Origin of the sequence: Micromonospora sp. NPDC049081 (assembly GCF_040648835.1) — a bacterium.
Classification (GTDB): Bacteria; Actinomycetota; Actinomycetes; order Mycobacteriales; family Micromonosporaceae; genus Micromonospora; species Micromonospora antibiotica.
This window is the reverse complement of record NZ_JBEZEK010000010.1, coordinates 196,370-219,616: the sequence shown is the minus strand read 5'-3', so window position 1 is coordinate 219,616 and position 23,247 is coordinate 196,370. Positions and strand designations below refer to the sequence as shown.

The 23,247-nt window shown below is 74.7% G+C and carries 15 protein-coding genes and 4 pseudogenes; 7 read left to right on the top strand and 12 right to left on the bottom strand.

The window, feature by feature from the left end; all coding sequences use genetic code 11:
* Positions 1-29: 29 nt before the first annotated feature.
* Positions 30-1,271: a glutamate-5-semialdehyde dehydrogenase gene (locus AB0B63_RS17400; RefSeq protein WP_357019561.1), complete on the top strand. Its 1,242-nt coding sequence runs from the start codon at positions 30-32 to the stop codon at positions 1,269-1,271.
* Between the two features lie 192 nt (positions 1,272-1,463).
* Here AB0B63_RS17400 and AB0B63_RS17395 read toward each other — a convergent pair.
* The 6 genes and pseudogenes from AB0B63_RS17395 to AB0B63_RS17370 all read right to left on the bottom strand — a co-directional run.
* Positions 1,464-2,372 (bottom strand): annotated as a pseudogene (locus tag AB0B63_RS17395) (prenyltransferase/squalene oxidase repeat-containing protein); the annotation flags it as partial.
* 3 nt (positions 2,373-2,375) lie between these two features.
* Complete coding sequence (gene moeZ, locus AB0B63_RS17390) at positions 2,376-3,557, bottom strand: adenylyltransferase/sulfurtransferase MoeZ (RefSeq protein ID WP_219464807.1); 1,182 nt, start codon at positions 3,555-3,557, stop codon at positions 2,376-2,378.
* A 110-nt stretch (positions 3,558-3,667) separates the two neighbouring features.
* Positions 3,668-4,645: a DUF3152 domain-containing protein gene (locus tag AB0B63_RS17385; RefSeq protein ID WP_357019556.1), complete on the bottom strand. Its 978-nt coding sequence runs from the start codon at positions 4,643-4,645 to the stop codon at positions 3,668-3,670.
* A gap of 119 nt (positions 4,646-4,764) precedes the next feature.
* Positions 4,765-5,760, bottom strand: coding sequence for a DUF3152 domain-containing protein (locus AB0B63_RS17380; RefSeq protein WP_357019553.1), 996 nt, complete (start codon positions 5,758-5,760; stop codon positions 4,765-4,767).
* A 206-nt stretch (positions 5,761-5,966) separates the two neighbouring features.
* Positions 5,967-6,905 (bottom strand): annotated as a pseudogene (locus tag AB0B63_RS17375) (alpha/beta hydrolase); the annotation flags it as partial.
* A gap of 45 nt (positions 6,906-6,950) precedes the next feature.
* The gene (locus tag AB0B63_RS17370) at positions 6,951-10,463 is read right to left on the bottom strand and encodes a hypothetical protein (protein ID WP_357019550.1); all 3,513 of its coding nucleotides are present in this window, start codon (positions 10,461-10,463) and stop codon (positions 6,951-6,953) included.
* Between the two features lie 148 nt (positions 10,464-10,611).
* On the opposite strand from AB0B63_RS17370, the gene AB0B63_RS17365 reads away from it, so the two are divergent.
* The 4 genes from AB0B63_RS17365 to AB0B63_RS17350 all read left to right on the top strand — a co-directional run bounded on the left by AB0B63_RS17365 (position 10,612) and on the right by AB0B63_RS17350 (position 15,364).
* Positions 10,612-11,250: a TetR/AcrR family transcriptional regulator gene (locus AB0B63_RS17365; RefSeq protein ID WP_208568268.1), complete on the top strand. Its 639-nt coding sequence runs from the start codon at positions 10,612-10,614 to the stop codon at positions 11,248-11,250.
* Between the two features lie 65 nt (positions 11,251-11,315).
* Entirely contained in the window at positions 11,316-11,543 is a 228-nt protein-coding gene (locus tag AB0B63_RS17360) for a DUF3107 domain-containing protein (protein WP_091242202.1), read from the top strand.
* 380 nt (positions 11,544-11,923) lie between these two features.
* Entirely contained in the window at positions 11,924-13,672 is a 1,749-nt protein-coding gene (locus tag AB0B63_RS17355) for a DEAD/DEAH box helicase (protein ID WP_357019546.1), read from the top strand.
* Positions 13,673-14,194: 522 nt separating this feature from the next.
* The gene (locus tag AB0B63_RS17350; protein ID WP_357019543.1) at positions 14,195-15,364 is read left to right on the top strand and encodes an SAM-dependent methyltransferase; all 1,170 of its coding nucleotides are present in this window, start codon (positions 14,195-14,197) and stop codon (positions 15,362-15,364) included.
* A gap of 6 nt (positions 15,365-15,370) precedes the next feature.
* On the opposite strand, the gene AB0B63_RS17345 is transcribed toward AB0B63_RS17350, so the two are convergent.
* Entirely contained in the window at positions 15,371-15,796 is a 426-nt protein-coding gene (locus tag AB0B63_RS17345; protein ID WP_357019540.1) for a hypothetical protein, read from the bottom strand.
* Positions 15,797-16,018: 222 nt separating this feature from the next.
* Here AB0B63_RS17345 and AB0B63_RS17340 point away from each other — a divergent pair, with 222 nt between their 5' ends.
* On the top strand, positions 16,019-16,435 hold the full coding sequence (locus tag AB0B63_RS17340) for a helix-turn-helix domain-containing protein (RefSeq protein ID WP_208568271.1): 417 nt from the start codon (positions 16,019-16,021) through the stop codon (positions 16,433-16,435).
* Between the two features lie 198 nt (positions 16,436-16,633).
* Here AB0B63_RS17340 and AB0B63_RS17335 read toward each other — a convergent pair whose 3' ends face one another.
* From AB0B63_RS17335 to AB0B63_RS17325, 3 genes and pseudogenes are all read right to left on the bottom strand, one after another.
* Positions 16,634-17,758 (bottom strand): hypothetical protein, encoded by a 1,125-nt coding sequence (locus AB0B63_RS17335; protein ID WP_357019537.1) that lies wholly within the window; start codon positions 17,756-17,758, stop codon positions 16,634-16,636.
* Positions 17,759-18,072: 314 nt separating this feature from the next.
* Positions 18,073-19,698, bottom strand: a pseudogene (locus AB0B63_RS17330) (helicase-related protein); the annotation flags it as partial.
* A 93-nt stretch (positions 19,699-19,791) separates the two neighbouring features.
* Positions 19,792-20,409 (bottom strand): annotated as a pseudogene (locus AB0B63_RS17325) (DEAD/DEAH box helicase); the annotation flags it as partial.
* Between the two features lie 475 nt (positions 20,410-20,884).
* On the opposite strand from AB0B63_RS17325, the gene AB0B63_RS17320 reads away from it, so the two are divergent.
* A complete protein-coding gene (locus tag AB0B63_RS17320; RefSeq protein WP_357019534.1) occupies positions 20,885-21,088 on the top strand; it encodes a hypothetical protein in 204 nt (67 codons plus the stop codon).
* A gap of 180 nt (positions 21,089-21,268) precedes the next feature.
* On the opposite strand, the gene coaD is transcribed toward AB0B63_RS17320, so the two are convergent.
* Together coaD and AB0B63_RS17310 are read right to left on the bottom strand one after the other, a co-directional pair.
* The gene (gene coaD / locus AB0B63_RS17315) at positions 21,269-21,739 is read right to left on the bottom strand and encodes a pantetheine-phosphate adenylyltransferase (protein ID WP_357019531.1); all 471 of its coding nucleotides are present in this window, start codon (positions 21,737-21,739) and stop codon (positions 21,269-21,271) included.
* A gap of 257 nt (positions 21,740-21,996) precedes the next feature.
* A complete protein-coding gene (locus AB0B63_RS17310; protein WP_357019528.1) occupies positions 21,997-23,130 on the bottom strand; it encodes a glycerophosphodiester phosphodiesterase in 1,134 nt (377 codons plus the stop codon).
* Positions 23,131-23,247 lie beyond the last annotated feature (117 nt).

Genomic DNA, 23,247 nt, shown 5'->3' with positions numbered 1-23,247 from the left:
CGCTTCCGGAAGATCCGAAGGAGTACGCAATGAGCGTCGTCGAGCAGGCCCGGCGGGCCCGGGACGCGGCGGAGGCCCTTGCCGTGGCCACCCGTACGGTCAAGGATGGCGCGCTGCACGCGATGGCCGACGCGCTGGTGGCGCGTACGCCGGAGATCCTCACCGCGAACGCGGCGGACCTGGCGGCCGGGCGGGAGGCCGGGCTGAGCGCGGCCGTGCTGGACCGGCTCGCCCTCGACGCGGGCCGGGTGGCCGGCATCGCCGACGCGCTGCGCGAGATGGCCGCGCTGCCCGACCCGGTGGGTGAGGTGGTCCGGGGCTCGACCCTGCCCAACGGGCTGGAGCTGCGGCAGGTGCGGGTGCCGTTCGGGGTGGTCGGCATCATCTACGAGGCCCGGCCGAACGTGACGGTGGACGCCGCCGGCATCTGCCTGAAGTCCGGCAACGCGGCGCTGCTGCGCGGGTCGTCCTCGGCCGCGCACTCCAACGCGGCGCTGGTGGCGGTGCTGCGCGACGCGGTGGCCGGTGCGGGTCTGCCGGCCGACGCGGTGCAGTTGCTCGACGCCGCCTCCCGCGACTCGGTCAAGGAGCTGATGCGGGCCCGGGGCCTGGTCGACGTGCTGATCCCGCGCGGCGGTTCGTCGCTGATCCGCACCGTGGTCGAGGAGTCGACGGTGCCGGTGATCGAGACCGGGGTGGGCAACTGCCACGTCTACGTGGACGCCGCCGCCGACCCGGCCAAGGCGGTGGCGATCGCCCTGAACGCCAAGACCCAGCGCCTCTCCACCTGCAACACCGCCGAGTCGCTGCTGGTGCACGCCGACGTCGCCGACGCGTTCCTGCCGGTCGTGCTGGCCGCGTTCGCCGAGGCCGGGGTGACCGTGCACGGCTCCCCCGAGGTCGCCGCCCACTCCCCTGCCGTGGTGCCGGCCACCGACGAGGACTTCGCCACCGAATACCTCTCGGCCGACATCTCCGTCGCGGTGGTCGACTCGCTCGACGCGGCGGTCGCGCACATCCGCCGCTACGGCACCGGGCACACCGAGGCGATCGTCACCGACTCGCAGGCCGCCGCCCGGGAGTTCGTGGCCCGGGTCGACGCGGCGGCGGTGATGGTCAACGCCTCCACCCGGTTCACCGACGGCGGCGAGTTCGGCTTCGGTGCGGAGATCGGCATCTCCACCCAGAAGCTGCACGCCCGGGGGCCGATGGGGCTGCCCGAGCTGACCTCCACCAAGTACGTGGTGACCGGCGACGGTCACCTGCGCTGAGCCGCCCGGCCCCCCGGCCCCCGGCCCCCGGCCCCCGGGTCACGCCCGGGGCCGGGGTCACCAGGTGCCGGGCTCGTCGTCCGTCGGCGGTGGGACCGGCCGGGCCCGGCGCACGACAGGTGAGCCGGGCGGTGTCAGCGGCGAGCCCATCGGGGCGCTCGGGGAGCCCGGCGGCAGGACCGGGCCGATCGGCCGGCAGGCGCGGATCGCGGTCAGCGTGGTGTGCACGTCGAACTGGTGGCCGTCGTCGCTGTCCCAGCCGCCGTCGCTGCGCTGGGTCTCGGCGAGCCGCTTGCGGGCCGACACCAGCACCCACTGCTCCTCGCCCACCTCCACCCGGCGCAGGGTGGCGGCCAGCGCGGCGGTGTCCGCCGGGGACAGCTGCGGCATCCGTTCGGCCAGCACCGCCTGGATCCGGGCCGACTCGTAGTAGAGCTGCTGGCGGTGCAGCACCGCCGCGCTCAGCCAGCCGGCGGCGAGGAAGGACGGCCAGCTGCCGTCCGGGGCGAGCTGCCCGGCCAGGGCCTGCGCCGCCGCCTGCACCACCCCGGCGTACGCGCCGCCGACGCGGTTGTCCAGCGGGCCTGCGGCACGGGCGTCCCGACCGGCGACGCTGAGCCAGAACGCGGCGTTGGCCGAGAGGTAGAGCCGGGCCTCCGGGTCGCCCGGGGTGGCCCACTCGGGGGCGCTGCCGGCCAGCCTCGGGTCCTCGTCCCAGCCGCCGTCGGGCAGTTGCCGGGCAGCCAGCCAGTCCAGGGCGTGCCGGGCGGCGGGCCGGCCGAGCGCGCCGAGATCGTCCAGTTCGGCCAGGCGGAAACAGGTGGCGTCGATGGACGGGACCTCACCGCCGAGCACCGCCGGCCAGCCGCCGTCGACGGTCTGCCCGACCTCGGCCGCGTCGAGCAGGTCGGGGGGCACGGGGGCACCGGTGCGCAGCCGGGACAGCCGGGCGCGGTCCACCGCGTCGCCGTGCGCCACGACGAAACCTATCGCCGCATCCAAGTCCACCACGGCGCAGACGCTACCGGCGCGGACGCGATCCCGCCTCGGGGAATCGGTCGGGGCCGGGGGCGGTTCGTCGCCGCCCCCGGCCCCGGTCACCGGTCAGTACGCGGGCAGCGAGGGATCGATCTGCTTGATCCAGGAGAGCACCCCGCCCTGGACGTGCACCGCGTCGCGGAACCCGGCGGCCTTCAGCGCGGCGAGCGCCTCGGCCGAGCGGACCCCGGACTTGCAGTGCAGCACGACCTGCTTGTCCTGCGGGAGTTTCGCCAGCGCCTCACCGGAGATGATCTCGCCCTTGGGGATCAGGGTGGAGCCGGGGATCCGGACGATCTCGTACTCGGCGGGCTCCCGGACGTCGACCAGGAAGATGTCCTTGCCGGCGTCCTGCCACTCCTTGAGCTCGGTGGCGGTGATGGTCGAGTCGACGATCGCCTCCTGGGCCGCCTCGGAGACCGCGCCGCAGAAGTCCTCGTAGTCCTCCAGCAGGTCGGTGACCGTGGGGTTCTCCCCGCAGAGCACGCAGTTCGGGTCCTTGCGGATCTTGATCTTGCGGTATTCCATCTCCAGCGCGTCGTAGACCATCAGCCGGCCGACCAGCGGCTCGCCGATCCCGGCGAGCAGCTTGATCGCCTCGTTGACCTGGATCGAGCCGATCGACGCGCAGAGCACGCCGAGCACGCCACCCTCGGCGCAGGACGGCACCATGCCGGGCGGCGGGGGCTCCGGGTAGAGGCAGCGGTAGCAGGGGCCGTGCTCGGCCCAGAAGACCGACGCCTGACCGTCGAACCGGTAGATCGACCCCCAGACGTACGGCTTGCCGAGCAGCACCGCCGCGTCGTTGACCATGTAGCGGGTGGCGAAGTTGTCGGTGCCGTCGACGATCAGGTCGTACCGGGCGAAGATGTCCCGGACGTTCTCCCGGTCGAGGGCGGTGTTGTGGATCTCCACCTGGACCAGCGGGTTGATCTCGCGGATCGACGCGGCGGCGGACTCGGCCTTGGACCGGCCGATGTCGGAGACGCCGTGGATGATCTGGCGCTGGAGGTTGGACTCGTCGACGGTGTCGAAGTCGATGATGCCGAGCGTCCCGACCCCGGCGGCGGCCAGGTACATCAGGGCCGGCGAGCCGAGACCACCGGCACCCACACAGAGCACCCGGGCGTTCTTCAACCGCTTCTGCCCCTCGACCCCCACATCGGGGATGATCAGGTGACGGGAGTAACGACGGATCTCGTCAACGGTCAGCTCGGCGGCGGGTTCGACGAGCGGGGGCAACGACACGGTGGACTCCCCGGTGATCGGCTGATGGCGAACCGAGCCATTGTTGCTCGGCCGACCACCCCTCGGCCATGAGCAGTGACACCCCGTCCGACATACGGGAGGGGAATAACTCAGGCGCCGGGGATCAGCTCGCCGGAGTAGCGGGAGCCGTCGACGTACGGCCAGGCGTTGGCCACGCAGCCGTCCAGCCCGTACGTCTGCTGCTGCATCACCGGGGCCGGCTCGCCGAGCCCGGGGCAGGCCTGGTGCGCCTCGCCCAGTTCGTGCCCCACCTCGTGGTTGACCACGTACGTCCGGTAGACCGACAGCGGTGCCCCGTAGTCCGGCACGGCGTCCATCCAGCGGGCCAGGTTGATGACCACCCGACCGGGCAGCCGGCAGGAGGTGTAGCCCTCGGTCTCCAGCCCACCTTCCGCGCAGATCCGCTCGGAGGTGGCCGGGGTGGCGAGATAGATGGTGAAGTCGGCGGCGGCCACCTCCGGCACCCGCTGGAACCGTAGTTCGCCGGAGCGGATCCAGCTGTTCGGGTCACCCAGGGTGGCGTCCACGGCGGCGGCGAACGCGTCCACGTCCTGACCGGTGCCCTGTTCCACCTCGATCCGGTAGCGGTGCAGCGGGCCGTCGGAGCCGTACACCTCGGAGCGGCCGTCTGCGGCGGTGAAGCGTCCGGGTCCGCTGCGCGGGTAGCCGGTGGGGGGTTGCCCGCCGTCGGGTCCGCCGGTCGGTCGTCCACCGCCCGTCCCGTCGGCCAGCCGCCCGGCGACCGGCGCGGGGTCTCCCGGGGGGTCGTCCGGGTAGAGGCCGACGAACCCGCCCGCGCCGAGCAGGACCAGGCCGAGCAGCACGGCCCGGCGACGCCGACGCCGCAACCGGCGACTGCGGTACGACCCTCGCCGCCCCGCCGTGGGGTGGCTCGGCCCGCCGTGGCTCGGCCCGGTGTGGCTTCGCCCGCCGTGGTGCGGCTCGGTGTGCGGGTCGCGGTGGCGCGGGTCGCCGGGCTGCCACGCGGCGCAGTCGCTCGGGCATGGGTCGGGTGGGCCGGCGGCCGGCGGCTCCGGACGCCCGGCGGAGTCGGTCGGGGTGGTCACCCGTCCAGCATGGCAGACTAATCGGGCATATCAGCGTTATTGCCACTTCTTACGAGAGGATGTTTCACATCCCCCGGAACGACCCGCCCCGGCGGGTTCAGCGTTCCGGGCCGGCGGGTTCAGCGCGCCGGGCCGGCGTACCGACGCCCATCCAGGTACGGCCACGGGTTCGCCGTGCACCCCCGCAGGAACAACGACTGCTGCTGCATCACCGGCGCCGGCCGGCCCGCCCCCGGGCACCCCTCGTGGCGGTGCCCCAACTGGTGCCCCACCTCGTGGTTCACCACGTACGTCCGGTAGAGCGCCAACGGCACCCCGGCCCGGACGAAATGCGGCACCGACGTCCGCCACCGGTCCAGGTTGATGATCACCTTCCCCGGCGCGCGGCACGACGTGAACGGCACCCCACCGACCCGGATGTCCACCCCACCGGCCCGGCACAACCGACCCGCCGTGTTCCGGGTCGCCAACTGGACCGTGAAGTCGTACGGCGCGTCCCCCGGCACCCGGCGCAGCCGCAACCGCCCGCCGTCCACCCAGCTACCCGGCCCGGCCAGCGCCGCCTGCACCTGGTCGGAGAAGTCCCGGACGTCCTCACCGGAGCCGACCTCCACGGCCACCCGGTACCGCCGCAGCACACCGGACCGGCCCAGCGTCGCCCCGGCCCGGTCGTCGTAGGCGAAGGTGCCCCGGCCGGTCGCCGGGACCGGCCCGGACAACGCCAACGGCGGCACGGCCGTGGTCGGGCCATCCGCGCCGGCCTGCTCCGCCGACGGCACCGCGACCGGCGGCACCGGCCCGGCCGCATCCGGCGGACCCGCACCGTCGGCGGGCCCGGCCCGCCCGAAGTCGCCGGCCGACCCCACGGCGTCCGACGCGTTGCCGGTCGCGGCCGACCCGCCGGGTGTCACCACCGGCCGGGCGACCAACCGACCGGTGCCCGACCCCGCACCCGTGGTCACCGCCAGCCCGCCGGAGACCACCACCAACAGCAGCACGGTCGCCGACACCGCCGGACGCGGCCGGCCGGTGAAGACGGACGGACGGCGCAGGACCGTCCCGGGGCGGCGGATGCCACGGGCCCATCGCAGGCCGTGGCGCAGGAGGGCAGTCATCCGGGTCAGGATGCCACCCCCGGCCGGCACGCCACGTCACCACCGGACTCCGGCGCGTCGCCCCCGCCGAACTCAAGCGCGGCACCCGCACCGGTTGACGGCACGTCCGCCCCACCGCCGGTCGTCGGCGCCGCGGCCCCGGCAGACGTCAGGTCCGCACCGCCGGCCGGTGGCCTGCCGGGCCGGGCCGGCGGCGTGGACCCCGCCGTCTCGGCGAGCAGGTGCAGCACGGCGCGGGCCACCGTACGCGGCACCTCCAACTGGGCCACGTGCCCGACGCCGGCCAGCATCATCAACCGGCTGTCCGGGATGATCCGGGCGGTCTGCGGGGCCACCCGGACGTCCACCAGCCGGTCCTTCATGCCCCCCACCACCAGGGTGGGCGCCTCGATCGCGGCGGCGATCCGCCACAGCGACCCCGGCCCCGGCAGGTACGACCGCAGGAAACTGGCCACCAGCCCCCGGAACGTCCGGACGTACGCGGCGGCGTAGTGCGTCGCCTCGTAGCGGACCCGGATCTCCTCAAGCGCCTCCTGCCGACGCTGCTCGCTGATCCGGCTCAGGTCGGCCACGCACGCCTCCATCGCCTGCCGGGCCATCACCTCCGGGGCGAGCTGGGCGAGCCGCCACGCGGCCAACCGCTCCCCCCGCGGGATGGCCAGCAGCGGCAGCATCCGGCCCTGCAACGAACGGCCGAAGTTCAGAAACGGCAGGGCCGGCGAGATCAGCGTCAGGGTCCGCACCAGGTCCGGCCGGCGACCGGCGACGTACACCGAGACCGCCCCGCCCAACGAGTTGCCGAACAGGTGCACCGGGCCCCGGCCGGAGTGCTCGATCCAGCGCACCACCCGGTCGGCGAACGCCGGGATGGTGTAGCGCAGCCCCGGCTCGCTGCGCCCGAAACCGGGCAGGTCGATCGCCTGCCCGTCGAGGCGGCCGGCGAGCAGGCCGGCGAGGTCCGTCCAGTTCTGCGACGAACCACCCAGCCCGTGCACGTACAGCGCGGGTTCCGCGTCCGGCCCGGTGGCCGGGGTGTCCCGGACGTAGGTGACCGTGCCGTCGAGGCGTACCGCCCGGCCGGGCCACGGTGGGGGCAGCCGGTGCGGGGGCAGGTGCTCCTCGGGCCAGAGGGCGGCGCGCTTCATACCGGCAGTGTTACCGCCCCGACCCCTCGCCGACAACGTGCCAGGTCAGGCGAGCAACGCTTCGAGGCGTCGGTTGACCGCCGCCAGGGTCGCCCGGACCACCGCCTGACGCGGATCACCGGCGACCAGCGCCGACCCCGCCAACTGCTCCACCCAGCCGTCGCAGACCAGCAGCACCACCACGGTCGCCACCTCGCAGTTGCCGAACGGCACCACGGCGGCGTGCTCGACGAAGCAACGTCCCCGTTCGGCGGTGCGCTCGGCGTGGCGCAGCAACTCGTCCACGGCCGCCGCGGCGGCCACCGCGCACAGCCGCAGCACGTACCCGTCCACGGCCGGCCCGGTGGCGTGACCGGCGGCCGGCTCACCGGCGGTGAGCAGGCGTACCTCGACGTTGGCGTCCAGGCCGAAGGTGCTCACCTGGACGTGGTCGATCACCACCCGGGGCCCCGGCACACCGCCGGTGTCCAGCGGTCGCGACGGCGCCGTCTCCGTCGTGGTCATCTGCCCACCGGAGTACGACGCGTTCAGCGTCGCCGGGCTGCCGGTCGGCACCAGCAGCGCCCCCGGGGGTGCCTCCTCCACGCTGGCCCGACCCCGGTGGACGGGCTGCCGACGTCGCCGGGGCACCCCGGACGCGGTCGGCGACTCCTCGGCGGGGTGCTCCTCGCCGTCCCAGGCCGGACCGTCGGCGCGGGACACCCCGTCGGCACGGGCCGCGGCGGTCGACCGGGCCGTCGGCTCACCCGCCGGTCGGGCGGGGTCACCGACCGGGTGGTCCTCGACCGGGGACGACGCGACGACGGGCGGTGCCGCAGCGGACGGGGAGACCACCGGCGACGCGGCGGGTGGCTCGACGGCGCGGGCCCGGCCGGTCGGGGCACCGCCCCGGTTCGGATCCCGCCGGTCGGCCGGGCCGAACTCGTCACGGCCCCGGGCGTCACCCGGGCGCTCGCCGGCAGCCGGACGCGGCTCACCGGTACGCCGACGCAGCGGCGGCGGCACCGGGGCGCTGGGTTCACCGGACAGGTTCTGCGGCGCGGCGGCGAGGCCCATCCGTTCCTGGAGCAGGCGGGCCACCAGTCGGCTCACCTCCGCCGGGTCCGCCCCGTCGGACAGGTCGAGGCGCAGGCTGTGCGCCCCGGCGGGGGTACGACGCAGCGCCGCGTCCCGCACCCCGGCCACCTCCCGTACGGCGTCCAGGATCGCGTTGACGTCGAAGCCCTCGGGGCGTTCCCGCAGCGGGGCGGGCTCGTCGTCACGACGCAGGTGGGTGGCGATTCGGGCGAGCTCCGGGGTCTCTGCGGGGGGCTCCACGGCTGGCGGCTCCGGCACGACGGGCACGTCCGGTTCGGCGGGGACGCGCTGCGGCAGCACCGCCGTGCCCCGGTCCGGCTGCCGTTCGTCCACCACCGGCTCGGTGGCGGTCAGCGGGTCAGGGGCGGATCGGCGGGCCGCGTAGGGGGGAGCGCTCGTCGGGACGGGCGCGGGGGGAATCCGGTCCAGGCGGTGTGGCCCGCTCGTGGCGGGGGCACCGACGGCGGAGACGGGAGGCTCCGGCGGGTGGCCGGGAGGATCGGTGGGGGTGGCCGGCTCGGTCGGCACCGACCGGAGTCGGAACGGCTGGTCGGCGCGGCCGACGGGACGGGCGGCCGGCTCGTCGCGGGGGAGCCGGAACGGCTGGTCGGCCCGGACGGCGGGCGGCAGTCCGGTGCCCCGTTCCGGGCCGGAGGCGGCCACCGGCCCGACCGGTTCGGGCCCCGGCAGGGCCGGCACGGCGGGCGGCTCGGCCCGCGAGGTGGGCGACAGACCGGCCGGCTCGTCGCGGGGCAGGCCGGCGAACGTCTCGGGGGCCGCCGGGGGTGGGCCGGTGAACGTCTCGGGGGGTACGGGTGGCGCGTCGGCGGGCGGGCCCACCGCCCAGGGGCGTCGCTCGGCCGGTCGGTCCGGCGTGGGCGACCCCTCGGTGGCGGACTCACCGGCCGGCCGGCCGCGGTCGGGCCGCTCGACGGGCTCCGGCCAGTCCCGCCCGGACCGGTCGGTCCAGTCCCGACCGGACCGGTCCTGCTCGGGGCGGTCGGTCCAGTCCCGCTTCATGGGGGCGGTCCAGTCCCGCTCGGAGCGCTCCGCTCGACCGCTGCGGTCCACCCGGTCCGGGAAGTCCCGCTCGGACCGGCCGGAGAAGTCCCCCTCGGGCCGGTCGGTGCGGGTCGGGAGGTCCCGCTCGGACCGGCCGGTACGCCCGGACCAGTCCCGCTCGGGCCGGTCGCGGTCGTGACCGGTGCGGTCGGACCAGTCGGGCTCGGGGTGGTCGGTGCCGGGGCGACCCGGGGCGACCCGGTCGACGACCGGCGCGACGGGCGGCTGGTCCCGGCCGGGCCGGGCGACCACCGACGGCGCGGGCTCCGGCAGCGCCGGTGGGGTGACCGGCTCGGAGCGGGTCAGCTCGTACGGGCGGGGCACCTCCGAGCGCACCGGCTCGTACGGCCGGGCGGGCTCGGCGCGCACCGGCTGGTAGGGGCGGGCGGGTTCGGCACGGACCGGCTCGTAGGGGCGGGCGGGCTCGGCCGACCACTCGGCCGTCCGTTCGGCGCGGGTCGGTCGGCCGGCGGGTGGCTCCTCGTCCCATGACCAGGCGGGTGCCCAGCTGCCGCCCCAGCTGGGCCGGTTCCAGCTCGGGCCGGACCAGTCGGGCTCGTCCGCTCCGGGGGCGGGCCGACGCCCCGCGGCGGACTGCTCCCCGCTGTACTGCCCGGCACCACGCGGCCCGGTGCCGTACGGATCGGTGCCGTACGGATCGGCACCACGTGGCTCGGCACCGGGCTGCTCGGTGCCGGCGGTGGGCTCGGCGGGGGCGAACCGGCCGGCCCCGCGCGGGCCGCCCTCGACGGGCAGGCGGTTGCTCCAGTCGCGGGGGGCGTCGGTCGGCGGCGGCCCGGCCTCGCCCCGCTCGGGGGCGTGGAAACCGGGGGGCACCTCGAACCCGGAGGCGGCGGTGCCGACCGGCGGGACCTGCACGGCCGGCGGGGCGGAGGTGGGCAGGCCGCTGTCGGGCCAGTGGCCGCGCCGGGGCGCGGCGGGATCGTCCGAGGAGTGCCGGGCGGACTCGGGATCGTGCGGTGGCTCGGGCGGGGACGCCGGCCGCTGGGCCGGCACGACCAGCCGGTCACCGTCGGTGAATCCGGGGTCGTCGGCGGGGTGACCCGGCCCGCCGGGCGGGGCGCTCACCGGGCGACGCAGCGGGGCCGGGAATTCCGGTGCCGAGTCGTGACCATTGCGGTGGGCCCGCCCGTTGCGGGGGACCTCGTCGCCGGCCGGGGGAACGGGGAACGGCGCAGGCAGGTCACCGTGCCGGGACGGCTGACCACCCCAGCCGGCGGTGGGATCGGGCCGGTTCCACGGTGAGGCCGACTCCCGGTAACCCGGGGCGTCGGTTCCGCCGGACCACCCGGTCGCAGGTGCCCACCCACTGACGGAACGGGCCAGGTCGTCCTGCTGACCCGTACCGTCGTCATGCTCTCCCGGGGTGGCGGCACCGGGTTGCCCTGATTCACTCACCGCGCGCTCCTTGGTCGCCCCCGCTGAGGCTACCGTGTGGTGACAGTGGCGATAAGTTACAGCGGCGGGCCAATTCCGGGGCCGGGGTGAGTGCCCTGACCGGTACGGGGTAAAAGTGCCGGCTGGATGACGAAACTCGGAGGTTCCCATGACCGCTGTGGGGAACGGTGCGCAGACTACCGGCCGGCCCACCCGGCTGCCCCGCTCAGCACGCCGTAAGCAGCTACTCGCGGCGGCTCAGGAGGTGTTCGTAGCCCAGGGGTACCACGCCGCGGCGATGGACGACATCGCCGAGCGGGCCGGGGTTTCCAAGCCGGTGCTGTATCAGCACTTCCCCGGAAAGATGGATCTCTACCTGGCGCTGCTCGACACGCACTGTGACGCCATCGTCGCCAAGGTGCACGACGCGATGCGGGGCACCAACGACAACAAGGAGCGGGTCGGCGCGTCGGTGCGGGCCTACTTCGACTTCGTCGACCACGAGAGCGAGGCGTTCCGGCTCGTGTTCGAGTCGGACCTGCGCAACGATCCGGCGGTCCGGCAGCGGGTGGAGCGGGTGGAGCAGGGCTGCATCGCGGCGATCACCGACACCATCATCTCCGACACCGGGGTCAGCCGGTCGCACGCCGAGCTGCTCGCCTCCGGCCTGGTCGGTGCGGCGGAGACGGCGGCCCAGTTCTGGCTGGCCGGTGGCCGGCAGGTGCCGAAGGCCGAGGCCGAGGCGCTGGTCGCGGCGTTGTCCTGGCGGGGCATCGCGAGCTTCCCGCTCCAGGGTGAGTCAGCCTGAACATCCCGCCCCGAGATCGGATAGCCTTCGGACCGGCGGCTATCTCGCCCACCTGAGGAGGCACAGTGGAGGTCAAGATCGGCGTGCAGTACGCGCCGCGCGAGCTGGTACTGGAGAGCGCGCAGTCGCCGGCCGAGATCGAGCAGATCGTGACCGACGCCTTCGCCAAGGTCGAGGGGACGCTGTCCCTGACCGACGAGAAGGGTCGACGGGTCATCGTGCCGGTCGGCAAGGTCGCCTACGTCGAGATCGCCGAGGCGTCTCCCCGTTCGGTCGGGTTCACCGTCCGCTGAACCGGTCCGGCCCCTGCGGCGGGTGATCCCGTCGCAGGCCGGGCCCGGTGGGCTTCGGGTCACCGACCGTGTCGAATCCGGTCGCCGCGCTGGCCCACCCCGGTGCCGACGGCGCCACCGACGACATTAACGGTGACTCAGGTCACAATTCCCACCCCCGGCGAAAAGCCGTGGGTCCAGGTCAGGAGCGTGTGCCGACCTGCTCGGGTAGGATGAGGTAGTTGCCGTGGGCGCCGATCTGATCGAAGTCCTGCCCACGGCGCGCGTGCGGCCCGGTCCGGCGCGGCGATTCTCCGCCGCCGATCGCGTGGCCCGCGTCACACCGAACGCGCCCTGAGGACAAAACGGGGCGCACCACGAGAGGGCACCCCCAGATCCAGATGAGCGAACAGATTCTCGACCAACTGGAGGGCCAGGAACTGGTCCCCACCGCCCCGGTCCGCCCGGAGGCCCCCACGTTCGCCGCGCTCGGCGCGCGGCCCGAGACCGTCGAGGCCCTGGCCGCGGCGGGCATCACCCGCGCCTTCGCGATCCAGGAGTACGCGATCCCGATCGCGCTGCGCGGCACCGACATGATCGGCCAGGCCCCGACCGGCACCGGCAAGACCCTCGGCTTCGGCGTACCGCTGCTGGAACGGGTCCTGGCCCCGGCCGAGGGCAGCGACGGCGTGCCCCAGGCGCTGGTCGTCGTACCCACCCGCGAGCTGGGCATCCAGGTCGCCAAGGACCTCGCCGCCGCCGGGCGGACCCGGGGCGTGCGGGTGCTGCCGATCTACGGCGGCGTGGCCTACGAGCCGCAGATCGACGCGCTGCGCAAGGGCGTGGAGATCCTGGTCGGCACCCCCGGCCGGCTGATGGACCTGCAGAAGCAGAAGCACCTGCGGCTCGACCGGGTCCGCGCGCTCGTGCTCGACGAGGCCGACCGGATGCTCGATCTGGGCTTCCTCGACGATGTCGAGAAGATCCTGGCGATGCTGCCGGACGACCGGCAGACCATGCTCTTCTCGGCCACCATGCCGGACCCGATCGTCACCCTCTCCCGGCGGTTCCTGCGTCGGCCGGTGACGATCCACGCCGGGCACACCGCCGAGACCGGCCCGTCGCCGCAGACCCAGCAGCTGGCGTACCGCACCCACTCGATGAACAAGATCGAGATCGTGGCGCGGATCCTCCAGGCCGAGGGGCGCGGGCTCACCATGATCTTCACCCGTACCAAGCGGGCCGCCGACCGGGTCGCCGAGGATCTCGACTTCCGCGGCTTCGCGGTGGCCGCGGTGCACGGTGACCTGGGCCAGGGCGCGCGGGAGCGGGCGCTGCGCGCGTTCCGGGCCGGCAAGATCGACACGCTGGTCGCCACCGACGTGGCCGCCCGGGGCATCGACGTCAGCGGCGTCACCCACGTCATCAACTACGACTGCCCCGAAGACCAGGACACCTACACCCACCGGATCGGTCGTACCGGTCGGGCCGGGGCGACCGGCGTCGCGGTCACCTTCGTCGACTGGGACGACATGCCCCGGTGGCGGATCATCGACAAGACCCTCGGCCTGGACATGCCGGAGCCGCCGGAGACCTACCACACCTCCCCGCACCTCTACACCGACCTGGACATCTCGTCCGAGATGACCGGCACCCTGCCGACCGCCGAGCGGACCCGGGCCGGGCTCTCCGCCGAGGTCGAGGAGGACCTCGGTGGCCGTTCCCGCCGGGGTGAGAGCGGCGGCGGCCGGGGCCCCCGGCGCGGCGAGGGCCGAGGCCGCGGTGACAGCGGCGGTCGGGGCACCACCGGCGGTCGCGGCGAGGGCCGACGGGGCCGCCCCGACACCGACGCGCCGGGCGCCGCCGAGACGCCCGTGGAGTCCCCCGACGAAGGCCCCCGTACCCCGCGCCACCGGCGTCGCCGCCGGGCCGGCGAGGTCGTCGTGGGCGAGCCGACCACCGTGACCGGTGGGGAGTCCACCGACACCCCGGCGGGTACGGCGGGCGAGCCGGCCGCCGCAGCCGCCGAGCCGGCAGTCGCAGCCTCCGGGCCGGCCGGCGAGGGCGAGTCGACCCGGCCCCGTCGTCGGCGGCGTCGCCGTGGCGGCGGTTCCGGCACGGACACGCCGGCCGAGGCCACCGCCGACTGACCGGCACCACCGACATCCCCCGGCCCGTACGGACGGCCCGGGGGATGTCGCGTTTCCGCCCCGGTACGGGCGTCAGCGGGGCGGTGGTGCGGACCCGCGTCACCCCCATCCGGCCCCGAACCGGGCCGAACCCGGACCGCAGTCGGGTCGGGCCGTAGTCGGGCCGTCAGTCTCCGTGTGGTCCCCGACACGAGCAGACCCAGGCCATCCCCGGACTCCGGCTGGCGAGGGGGTCACCATGATCAGATTGCGATTTCGCGTACTCGCATCGGCGTGTCGTCTGCAAAACTGCAATCTGATCTTGAGGCCACCCCGGGTCTGTGTGGGTAAGGCAGACCGACTGCGGGTCTGCCGCGAGATGTTGCCGGGTGGGGCCGGTGCGGTGAGGTGAGCCGGTGGGTGGGGCCGGTGCGGTGGGGTGAGCCGGTGGGTGGGGTGCGCGGCGCAGGGGTGCGGGGCGGTGCGGGACACCTCGGGTTGGCCCGATCGCGGCAACGATCGGCCGGGAAGGATGATGGAACGATGCCGGAACCCTTGGACGCCGCCCTCACCGAGGTCCGGGCGTTGCTGCTCGACCCCGCCCTGACCCGCGCCGTCGCCGCCGGTCGACGCCGTGGGCAGCGCCCCTCCCTGGTCCGGGCCGAACTACGCCCGGTGGCCCTCAAGACCGGCCCCCGGTTGCAGATCTCCACGTCCGACGGCGTCCGGCCGTACACCCGGAACGTGTCGCCGGGCGCGGAGGCCGACGCGGCGGTCGACGCGCTGCTCGCCGAGCCGTTCGGCAACTGGCACGTGGAGACCGCCGGGGCGACCCTCCAGTTGCGGGTGACCAAGTCCGGTGAGGCCCAGGTGCACCGGGCCACCGCCGACCGACCGGTGGCCGGACCGGAGGGCCACGACCGGGTGAAGGACTACCTGCTCGATCCGGGGGACCCGATCTTCGCGACGATCGGCGGCAACGCGGCCAAACGGCGGCAGGTCGACGCCTTCCTCCGCGCGCTGGCCGCCACCCTGCCCGACGATCTCACCGGCCGGCTGCGGGTGGTCGACCTGGGCTGCGGCAACGCCTACCTGACCTTCGCCGCCTACCGGTACCTCACCGGTCGCGGGCTGGACGTGGAACTGGTCGGGGTGGACGTCCGGGAGGATCAACGGCAGCGCAACAGCGAACTGGCCGCCCGCCTCGGCTGGGCCGACCGGGTCTCCTTCGTGGCCGGCACCATCGCCGACGCGGTGGTGGAACCCGCCCCCGACCTGGTGCTCGCGCTGCACGCCTGCGACACCGCCACCGACGAGGCGCTGGCCCGGGCGGTGCGCTGGGACGCCCGGTGGATCCTCGCCGCGCCGTGCTGCCACCACGACCTGGCGGCACAGCTGCGTTCCCGGCCGACGCCGGCCCCGTACGAGCTGCTGACCCGGCAGGGCATCCTGCGGGAACGCTTCGCCGACGTGCTCACCGACGCGCTACGCGCCGGGCTGCTGCGGGTGCACGGCTACCGGGCCGAGGTGGTCGAGTTCGTCGACTCCCGGCACACCCCCCGCAACCTGCTGATCCGCGCCCGCCGCACCGGGTCCGGCACCGACACCGGGCCGCAGCGGGCCGAATATCAGCAGCTGGTCGACCAGTGGCAGGTCACCCCGCGCCTGTCGATCCTGTTGGACGACCGGCCCGCACCCGTCGGCAGGGCGTGACCGGGCTCAGCGACGTCGCCCGCCGGGCCACTCCCCCGGCCCTCGGGCGAAGACCGTAGGGACCCGATCACGCTCCCCACGCTCGCCCTCGACGGACGTGGTGGGGAACGGCACCACCGTGCCGGCCGACTCGGCGTTGCCGGCGGCGGCGAAGGCGTTCCACGAGATGTCGACCAGGAGCCGCTTGAGTTCGGCGTGCCGGGCGGCGGCGCTGCGTTGCAGGGCCAGCCACACGCCCAGCACCACCCCCACCAGCGTGGTGGTGACGGCCCCGGCGGCGGCCAGCACGTGCCCGCCGGTCACCCCGCCACCGGTCACCACCAGCACCAGCAGCCAGCTCCAGAAGCCCAGGGCGAACACCCCCGCCTTGGCGACGAAGAAGAGACTGACCGCACCCGGGCGGTGCGGCACCGGACGGTCGGGCTCGGCCATGGCTCCTCCTCGGCGTACGGGACGGGTCGGGGGCCCCACCGACCGTCCTGGGTTGGTGACAACTGTGGCAGTCCGCACCCGTCCGCCAGCTGCCCCGGGTGCGGCGACGCCGTCGGCGCGAAAGGGACGGACGGTCGGGCAATTGTCACGACGTCCCGCCGTACTACCCTCGAAGGGCGCACCGGACACCCGACTCCCACCGGAAGGGACGATCTCACCGGCATGGGTTCGACAGAGGTATCACCCCAGATGGCATTCGCACGGTTCGTGCGACGAGCCATCGACGACGCCCGTGACGAGCGGGGTTGGACGGTGAGCGACCTCGCTGCCCACACCGGGGTCGGTCGATCCACCGTTTTCCGCTGGCTCGCCGGTGACTGGCAGGACTATCCCGAGCTGGCCAAGGTGCGCGGTTTCTGCGCCGCCCTCGACCTGCCGGTGGCGGCGGCCTTCCGGGCCCTCGGCCTGCCCGACGCGGGACCCGCCCCCCGCCGCCGCGCCGACGACGGCCCGGTGGAGGCGGACGTCCGGGTGATCCTCGACCGGCTGGCCGATCCGGCGGTGCCGGCCGAGGAGAAGCACCACATCCGCGACCTGCTCCGCTACCTCGCCCGCCGCCCGGTCCGCCGGGCCGGCTGAGCCGCTCCAGCTGAGCGGCTCCGAGTAGACCCCCTCCGGGTGAGCCGGCCGGCTGAGCCGGGCCGGGTGAACCGGGCCGGGTGAACCGGGCCGGGTAGGCCCCTCCAGGTGAGCAGCTCCGGCTGAGCCGTCTCGACGGCCGGCCGGGCACGCGGGTCGGCACCGCCGCACCGGGCCGGGTGTGCCGGTGGCCGGGGGTCAGCGGACCGTGAGGGTGAACTCGGCGGTCCGCACCACGCCCGCCACCTGGAAGTCCAGGTACATCCGGTAGCTGCCGGGGCCGGGCGCGGTCAGCCAGAACGTCACCGTGTCGGCGGTCGGCCCCGGGCCCGGGTGCACGTGCAGGTAGCCCAGGTCGCCTTCGCGCAGGGCCACCAGGTGCCCGTACGCGCCGAGGTAACGCTCCAGGACCACCGGCTGTCCCGCCGCGTCCCGGACCTGGAACCGCAGGGGTACGGCGGCACCCACCTGCGGGGTACCCGAGTAGTCGACGGTGAAGCCGGACACGGAAGCCCGGTTGGCCGGGGCGGGCAGTGCGCGGGGCGTGTAGTCCCCCGGTGCGACCAGGTCCACGCCCAACGTGGCCGGGGTCTGCTGGCCGTCGTCGGCGAGGGCGGTGAAGTCGGCGTACGCCCGCCAGACGCCCGGCTGCGGCAGGGTCAGCGGGATCGACCAGGTGCCGTCGGCGGCCATCGTGGGGTGCAGGTGCTGGAACCCGGTGAGGTCGCGGCGTACCACCACCAGGTGCATCGGCTTGTCGTGCACGATCGCGAACCGGGTGACCGGCCGGCGCTGGGCGTCGCGGATCTGGAACCGCAGTTCCCCTGCCCGTCCGGCGACGAACTCCCCACCCGACGGGGTGAGCGTGTAGCCGCCGGCGGTGACCGACAGGCCGGTGGCCCCGTCACCGGAGGAGTCCCCACCGGTGGCGTCGTGCTGGTGCGCCCCGGTGCCCGGTGCGTGGGTGTGGTCCCCTGCGGCGGTGGCGACAGTCGCCGTCGTACGGTCGGTCGGCCGCCCGTTGGCCCGACCGAGGCCGAAGCCGAGCAGGACGGCCAGCACCAGACCGCCGACCACCAGCGCCATCCGCAGGGTGGCCCGGTCCGGTCCGACGGTCGACCCCCCGCCCCCGGCCGGCGTCCCCCCGGCGGACAGCACCCATCCGCCGGGCTCCGCGTCGCCTGGTCCCGGCCGGTTCCCCGGTTCCGCGTCGGGGGTACCCCGGTCCTGCCGGTCCACCGGCTGCGGGGTGCCCCGGTCGGTGGCCGGGCCGCCGCTACCTGCCGGGCCGGCGGGCCGGGTGACGGATCGCTGGTCGGCCATCTGCCCACCGTACCGTCGACCCCGGCGGCGTCGGGGTGGCGGCCGGGCACCGTGGCGACGGTCGCACCTCGGCCGGCCGGGGAACTTTCCGCCCGGCCCGGCAGCCGCCGGCCGGCCCGCGACCCCGGGTCGACCCACCGGCTGCCGGTGACCTGCGATGGTGGCTCGTCGCCCCGATCGACTGGGCCGGGTCAGCCGGTGTTCGACCGCCGGCCGTGACCGCTCCCGGGTCGACCGCCCGCCGTGACCGCCCACTGATCAACGGGGTCGACCGTCTGACGTGACTGCTCGTCGCCACGGTCGAGCGGGCCGGGTCAGCCGGCGACGGCGAGGGCGAGGGGCAGGACGTCGGGGGCACCGGCGCGGCGCAGCAGCCGGGCGGCCATCGTCATCGTCCAGCCGGAGTCGACCAGGTCGTCGACGAGCAACACCGGGCCGTCCAGCCCGGTCAAAGCGCCGGCCACCTCGTCGGTGACGGTGAAGGCGTCGTGCAGGGCGCGTACCCGCTGGGCGCTGTTGCCACGCGGCCCGCCGGCCCCGGCCGGGCCGGTGGGCGTGACCAGGCCGAGCAGCGGCAGCCGGCCGACCGTGGCGATCCGCTCGGCGAGCGAGGCGACCAGGGTCGGGTGGCTGCGGGAGCCGACCGCGACCACGCCGGCCGGGCGGCGCGGCCACGGGTCGTCGCCGTGTGCCCAGGCTTTCAGCACCTCCACCACGGCCGCCGCCACGTCGTCGGGGACCGGCCCGTCGGCCGTGTCCGGGCCGACCAGGCCGCGCAGCCGCCCGCCCCAGCCCAGGTCGGACAGCCGCCCCACGGCCCGACCGGGCAACGCCTGCTCCGCCGGGGCAATCCGCCCCTTCAGTGGTACGCCGACCGCGTCGAGACCGGTCGGCCAGAGCTTCTTGGGGGCGATCTGCACGCCGGGGCGGCCGAGGAAGGTCTGCGCGGCGGTCAACACGGGACCGGACACGTCGGCGGTGAACAGCGGCGCGGCACAGCGGTCACACCGGCCGCAGTCGCCGGCACCGCTGTCGTCCAGGCAGTCCCGCAGGTATCGCATCCGGCAGCCAGGCGTGCTGGCGTACTCGCGCATGGCCTGCTGCTCGGCGGTGCGGGCCTCGGCGACGCGGCGCAACCGGGCCTCGTCATAGGTCCAGGGTTCGCCGGTGGCGAGCCAGCCACCACGGACCCGGCGGACCGCGCCGTCGACGTCGAGCACCTTGAGCATCAACTCCAGGCGGGTCCGGCGCAGGTCGACGATGGGTTCGAGGGCCTGGGTGGAGAGCGGCCGGTCGGTGTGCAGGGCGGCCAGCACGGTGCGCACCTGGTCCTCGGGCGGGAAGGCGAGCGAGGCGAAGTAGCGCCAGATGGCGGCGTCCTCGACCCCGGGCAGCAGCAGCACCTCGGCGTGTTCGACGGCGCGACCGGCACGGCCGACCTGCTGGTAGTAGGCGATCGGCGAGGGCGGCGCACCGAGGTGCACCACGAAACCGAGGTCGGGTTTGTCGAACCCCATCCCGAGCGCACTGGTCGCCACCAGCGCCTTGATCTTGTTGTCGAGCAGGTCCTGCTCGGCGGCGCGACGGTCGGCGTCGTCGGCCTGACCGGTGTAGGAGGCCACCGACCAGCCGCGACCACGCAGGAACTCGGCGGTCTCGGTGGCCGCCGCGACGGTCAGCGTGTAGATGATCCCCGAACCGGGCAGCGCGTCCAGGTGATCGGCGAGCCAGGCCAGCCGGTGCGCCGGGCTGGGCAGGTCGAGCACGCCCAGCCGCAGCGACTCCCGGTCCAGGGTGCCCCGCAGCACCAGCACGTCGGCCCGTCGTCCACCGGCGTCGGCGGGCGACGCGACAGGACCAGCGGGCGACGCGGCAGGATCGGCGGGCGACGCGGCAGGGTCGGCGGGCGACGCGGCGGGATCGCCGGTCGGTGCACTCCCGTCGGCGCGAGGTCCGGCGGGCGACACGGCACGGTCGGCGGAGAGTTCGGCGCGGCGGGCGTGGCGGTCGGTGGGGGGTGGGGTGGGTTCGGTGCCGAGTTGCTCGGCGACGTCCCGGGTCACCCGCTCGTTGGCGGTGGCGGTGGTGGCGAGCACCGGGGTCCGCTCCGGCAGGTTGCCCAGGAAGGTACGCAGCCGGCGGTAGTCGGGCCGGAAGTCGTGCCCCCAGTCGGAGACGCAGTGCGCCTCGTCGACCACCAGCAGTCCGGTGGTGGCGGCCAGCCTCGGCAGGACGGTGTCCCGGAAGTCGGGGTTGTTGAGCCGCTCGGGGCTGATCAGCAGCACGTCGACCGCCCCGGCGTGGATCTCGGCGGTGATCTCGTCCCACTCGTCGAGGTTGGCGGAGTTGATGGTGCGGGCCCGGATGCCGGCGCGGGCCGCCGCCTCCACCTGGTTGCGCATCAGCGCCAGCAGCGGCGAGACGATGACCGTCGGGCCGTGCTCGCCACGCTCACGCAGCAGTGCGGTGGCCACGAAGTAGACCGCCGACTTGCCCCACCCGGTGCGCTGCACACAGAGCACCCGCCGCTGGTCCACCACCAGCGCCTCGATCGCCCGCCACTGGTCCTCCCGCAGCCGGGCGTGCTCACCGGCCAGCCGCCGCAGCACCCCTTCGGCCCGCTCCCGCACCGCCGCCCGATCCCCGCTCATCCGACATGTCTACCAGCCCGGCAGGTAACCCCGGCCCCCTGCGCAGTTGATCAAGAGGTTTACGTCATGAATCGGCCTCAGGGTGACGCAAACTTCTTGATCACCGGGGAGGGAGGGGACGGCGGGAGGGGAGGGAGTGCGTTGCTACGGGCGTGGGGGGGGCAAGGCCGGGGCGTGGGCGGCGGCGGGGGAGGGCGGGCAACCCCGGGCAGGGCAGATCGTCCCGGTAGTCCGGCCCACGGCAATACGGTGTGAGGCGGCCGGGATATACGGTGACTCGCCTGGCGGCTACTCTGGGTGCAGGGGAACCCACCCGACAGCCACCACCGGGTGCGCGGGCAATCGGGTGCACACGTCACCGGCTACCGCCCCGGCGCACCCGACAGGCGTGAAGATCCGCACCGCCCCGTTGTCGGCAGTCCTTGACCTGGGGGTCCACCCTGGACGGCAGAGTTCTCACCCGCTGGAGGCAGACATGCGCTGGCTCATCATCCTCGTCGTCGTACTCCTGGCCCTCGCAGCCGTGACATGGTGGCGTCGTGGCCGCCGGTCCGTGACCGACGGGGACCAGAAGGTACGTGACCTGGCGGCATCGGAGCAGGCCCGCCGCCGCCTGGACGACCACCGGAACCCGACGGACGGCAGCAACCTCCGCAGCACCGGGGGCGGAAGTCTCTGATCGGACTCCCGAGCCCGAGACCCGGGGTCACGCCACTCCCCTGAGCCGATACAGCGGTATCCGGCCGGCCTCCACCAGCCGGACCGTTGGATCGTGCAGAGTTATTACGGCCCAGGCGACAGCGGCCCAGGCGACAACAACCCTCCACAGTCGGTACGCCCCGGTCGCCCGGCCTCCGCGCTACCCCGGTCGCGACAGCGACTTCCCGAGCGTGCGTACGGCGGTCGACGACATCGCCGCCAGTTCGGGCTGGGCGGGCAGGAACACCGTGGGGACGCCCAGCGACTGGTTCATCGCCGCGAGCCGGCATTCGGTCTGGAGGTCGGTGGTGTTCCGTACGCCCCGGACGATCACTCCCGCCCCGTGGCGGAGGCAGTATTCGGCGGTCAACCCACGCCAGGCGGCGACGGTGACGGAGGTCCATCCCATCGGCAGGCTCGCCCGGACAGCGGCGGCCCGCCGCTCCTCGTCGACGCCCGGATGCTTGCTGCCGTTGACCGCGACGAGCACGACCACCTCGTCGAAGAGGGTGCGTGCCCGGTCCACCACGTCCAGATGACCGGGGGTGAAGGGGTCGAAGCTGCCGGGATAGACGGCACGCACGCGTACCCGGCCGGTAGTTCCTGCCGGCGGCGGCCCGTCGATGCCCATGGCCCGACTGTAGGTTCCGGCCGTGACCACGTGCCAGCGAGACCATGCGTAACACGGCCGGGCGACTCCTGGCCGGTCCGGGATCGCGCCTGGCCGGTTGATCTACTTCCGGGGGCCGAGGTAGCGGTGTCCCGGGCGACGGGACACCGCTACCTGGACGACATTGAGTCGATCAAGCGCCCGACCAGGCCAGGCCAGGCCCGGGCAGGCCAGGCCAGGCCAGGCCCGGGCAGGCCAGGCCAGACCAGGGCGCAGGGTCAGCGGGTGGACAGGCCGGCGCGGGCGGCGACGGCGGTGTCCGGCTGGTCGGCGAAGACGCCGTCCAGGCCGAGACCGAGGAAGAGTTCGTACTCGGCGGTGATGTCGCCCCGGGCGTTCGGGTCGGTGCCGATCCGGAAGTCGACCGGGAGGAACTGGTTCTCGGCGCGGAACGTCCAGGCGTGCACCACCAGCTGGTGCCGGTGCGCGTCGCGGATCACCGTGGTCGGGGCGAGCAGCTTCCCGGTGGCGTCCCGGGGGACGATCAGGTTCTTGTTGAGGCCGACCCCGTCGGCGTACCGGGCGATCCCGCGCAGGCCGGCGGCGGTCGCCAGGTCCTGGTAGGTGCGCGGGTCACCGGCGGCGGCGAGGTCGTACGGCTGGCCGGTGGCGTCGAGGAGCTGCACCAGCGGCACGTCGATCATCCGGTCGAGCTTGCGCAGGTTGCCGGTCTCGAAGGACTGGATGAAGACCGGGTCGTTGCGGTGGGTCAGCTTGTTGCGGCGCAGCACCGCGACCAGCGGCTCCTCCAGGGGCAGCCCGATCGAGGCGAAGTAGCTGGGGTGCTTGGTCTCCGGGTAGACGCCGATGGTGCGGCCCCGCGCCTTGGACTCGGCGCGGGCCAGGTCCAGCACCTCCTGGAAGGTGGGCACCTCGAACCGGCCGTCGAAGGCGGTGTTCGCCACCCGCACCTGGGGCAGCCGCTCCTTGGCCCGCAGCGTCTTCAGCTCGGCCAGGGTGAAGTCCTCGGTGAACCAGCCGGTGACCGGTACCCCGTCGATGGTCTTGGTGGCCTTGCGGCCGGCGAACTCGGGGCGGGTCGCCACGTCGGTCGTACCGGAGATCTCGTTCTCGTGCCGGGCGACCAGCACCCGGTCCCGGGTGGAGACCAGGTCCGGCTCGATGTAGTCGGCGCCCATCCGGATCGCCAGCCGGTACGCCTCCAGGGTGTGCTCCGGGCGGTAGCCGCTGGCTCCCCGGTGGCCGATCACCAGGGGCCGGTGGGTGGCCCGGTCCGCGCGGTCGGCGTCGTCCTCGCGGGCCGAGGCCGCGCCGGGCACGGCCACCGGGACGGCGACGGCCACGGCGAGCAGCGCGCCGGCCACACCGAGGGCGGAAAGGGTACGTCGCAACGCGGTCTCCTTCGTCGGGGGGCACCCCGGTCGAAGCCCGGGACGCCCCGGCAGGTGCCGATGGGGCGATGCCAGCAGACCGGGCGCGGCTGACCGCCAGTTGGTCGTCGACTGGCC

Excerpts from the sequence above, each read along its gene's own strand:
- AB0B63_RS17400 (WP_357019561.1), top strand. The coding sequence starts at position 30 with ATGAGCGTCGTCGAGCAGGCCCGGCGGGCCCGGGACGCGGCGGAGGCC.
- AB0B63_RS17380 (WP_357019553.1), bottom strand. The coding sequence starts at position 5,760 with ATGACTGCCCTCCTGCGCCACGGCCTGCGATGGGCCCGTGGCATCCGC.
- AB0B63_RS17365 (WP_208568268.1), top strand. The coding sequence starts at position 10,612 with ATGACCGCTGTGGGGAACGGTGCGCAGACTACCGGCCGGCCCACCCGG.
- AB0B63_RS17355 (WP_357019546.1), top strand. The coding sequence starts at position 11,924 with ATGAGCGAACAGATTCTCGACCAACTGGAGGGCCAGGAACTGGTCCCC.
- AB0B63_RS17350 (WP_357019543.1), top strand. The coding sequence starts at position 14,195 with ATGCCGGAACCCTTGGACGCCGCCCTCACCGAGGTCCGGGCGTTGCTG.
- AB0B63_RS17345 (WP_357019540.1), bottom strand. The coding sequence starts at position 15,796 with ATGGCCGAGCCCGACCGTCCGGTGCCGCACCGCCCGGGTGCGGTCAGT.
- AB0B63_RS17340 (WP_208568271.1), top strand. The coding sequence starts at position 16,019 with ATGGGTTCGACAGAGGTATCACCCCAGATGGCATTCGCACGGTTCGTG.
- AB0B63_RS17335 (WP_357019537.1), bottom strand. The coding sequence starts at position 17,758 with ATGGCCGACCAGCGATCCGTCACCCGGCCCGCCGGCCCGGCAGGTAGC.
- AB0B63_RS17320 (WP_357019534.1), top strand. The coding sequence starts at position 20,885 with ATGCGCTGGCTCATCATCCTCGTCGTCGTACTCCTGGCCCTCGCAGCC.
- coaD (WP_357019531.1), bottom strand. The coding sequence starts at position 21,739 with ATGGGCATCGACGGGCCGCCGCCGGCAGGAACTACCGGCCGGGTACGC.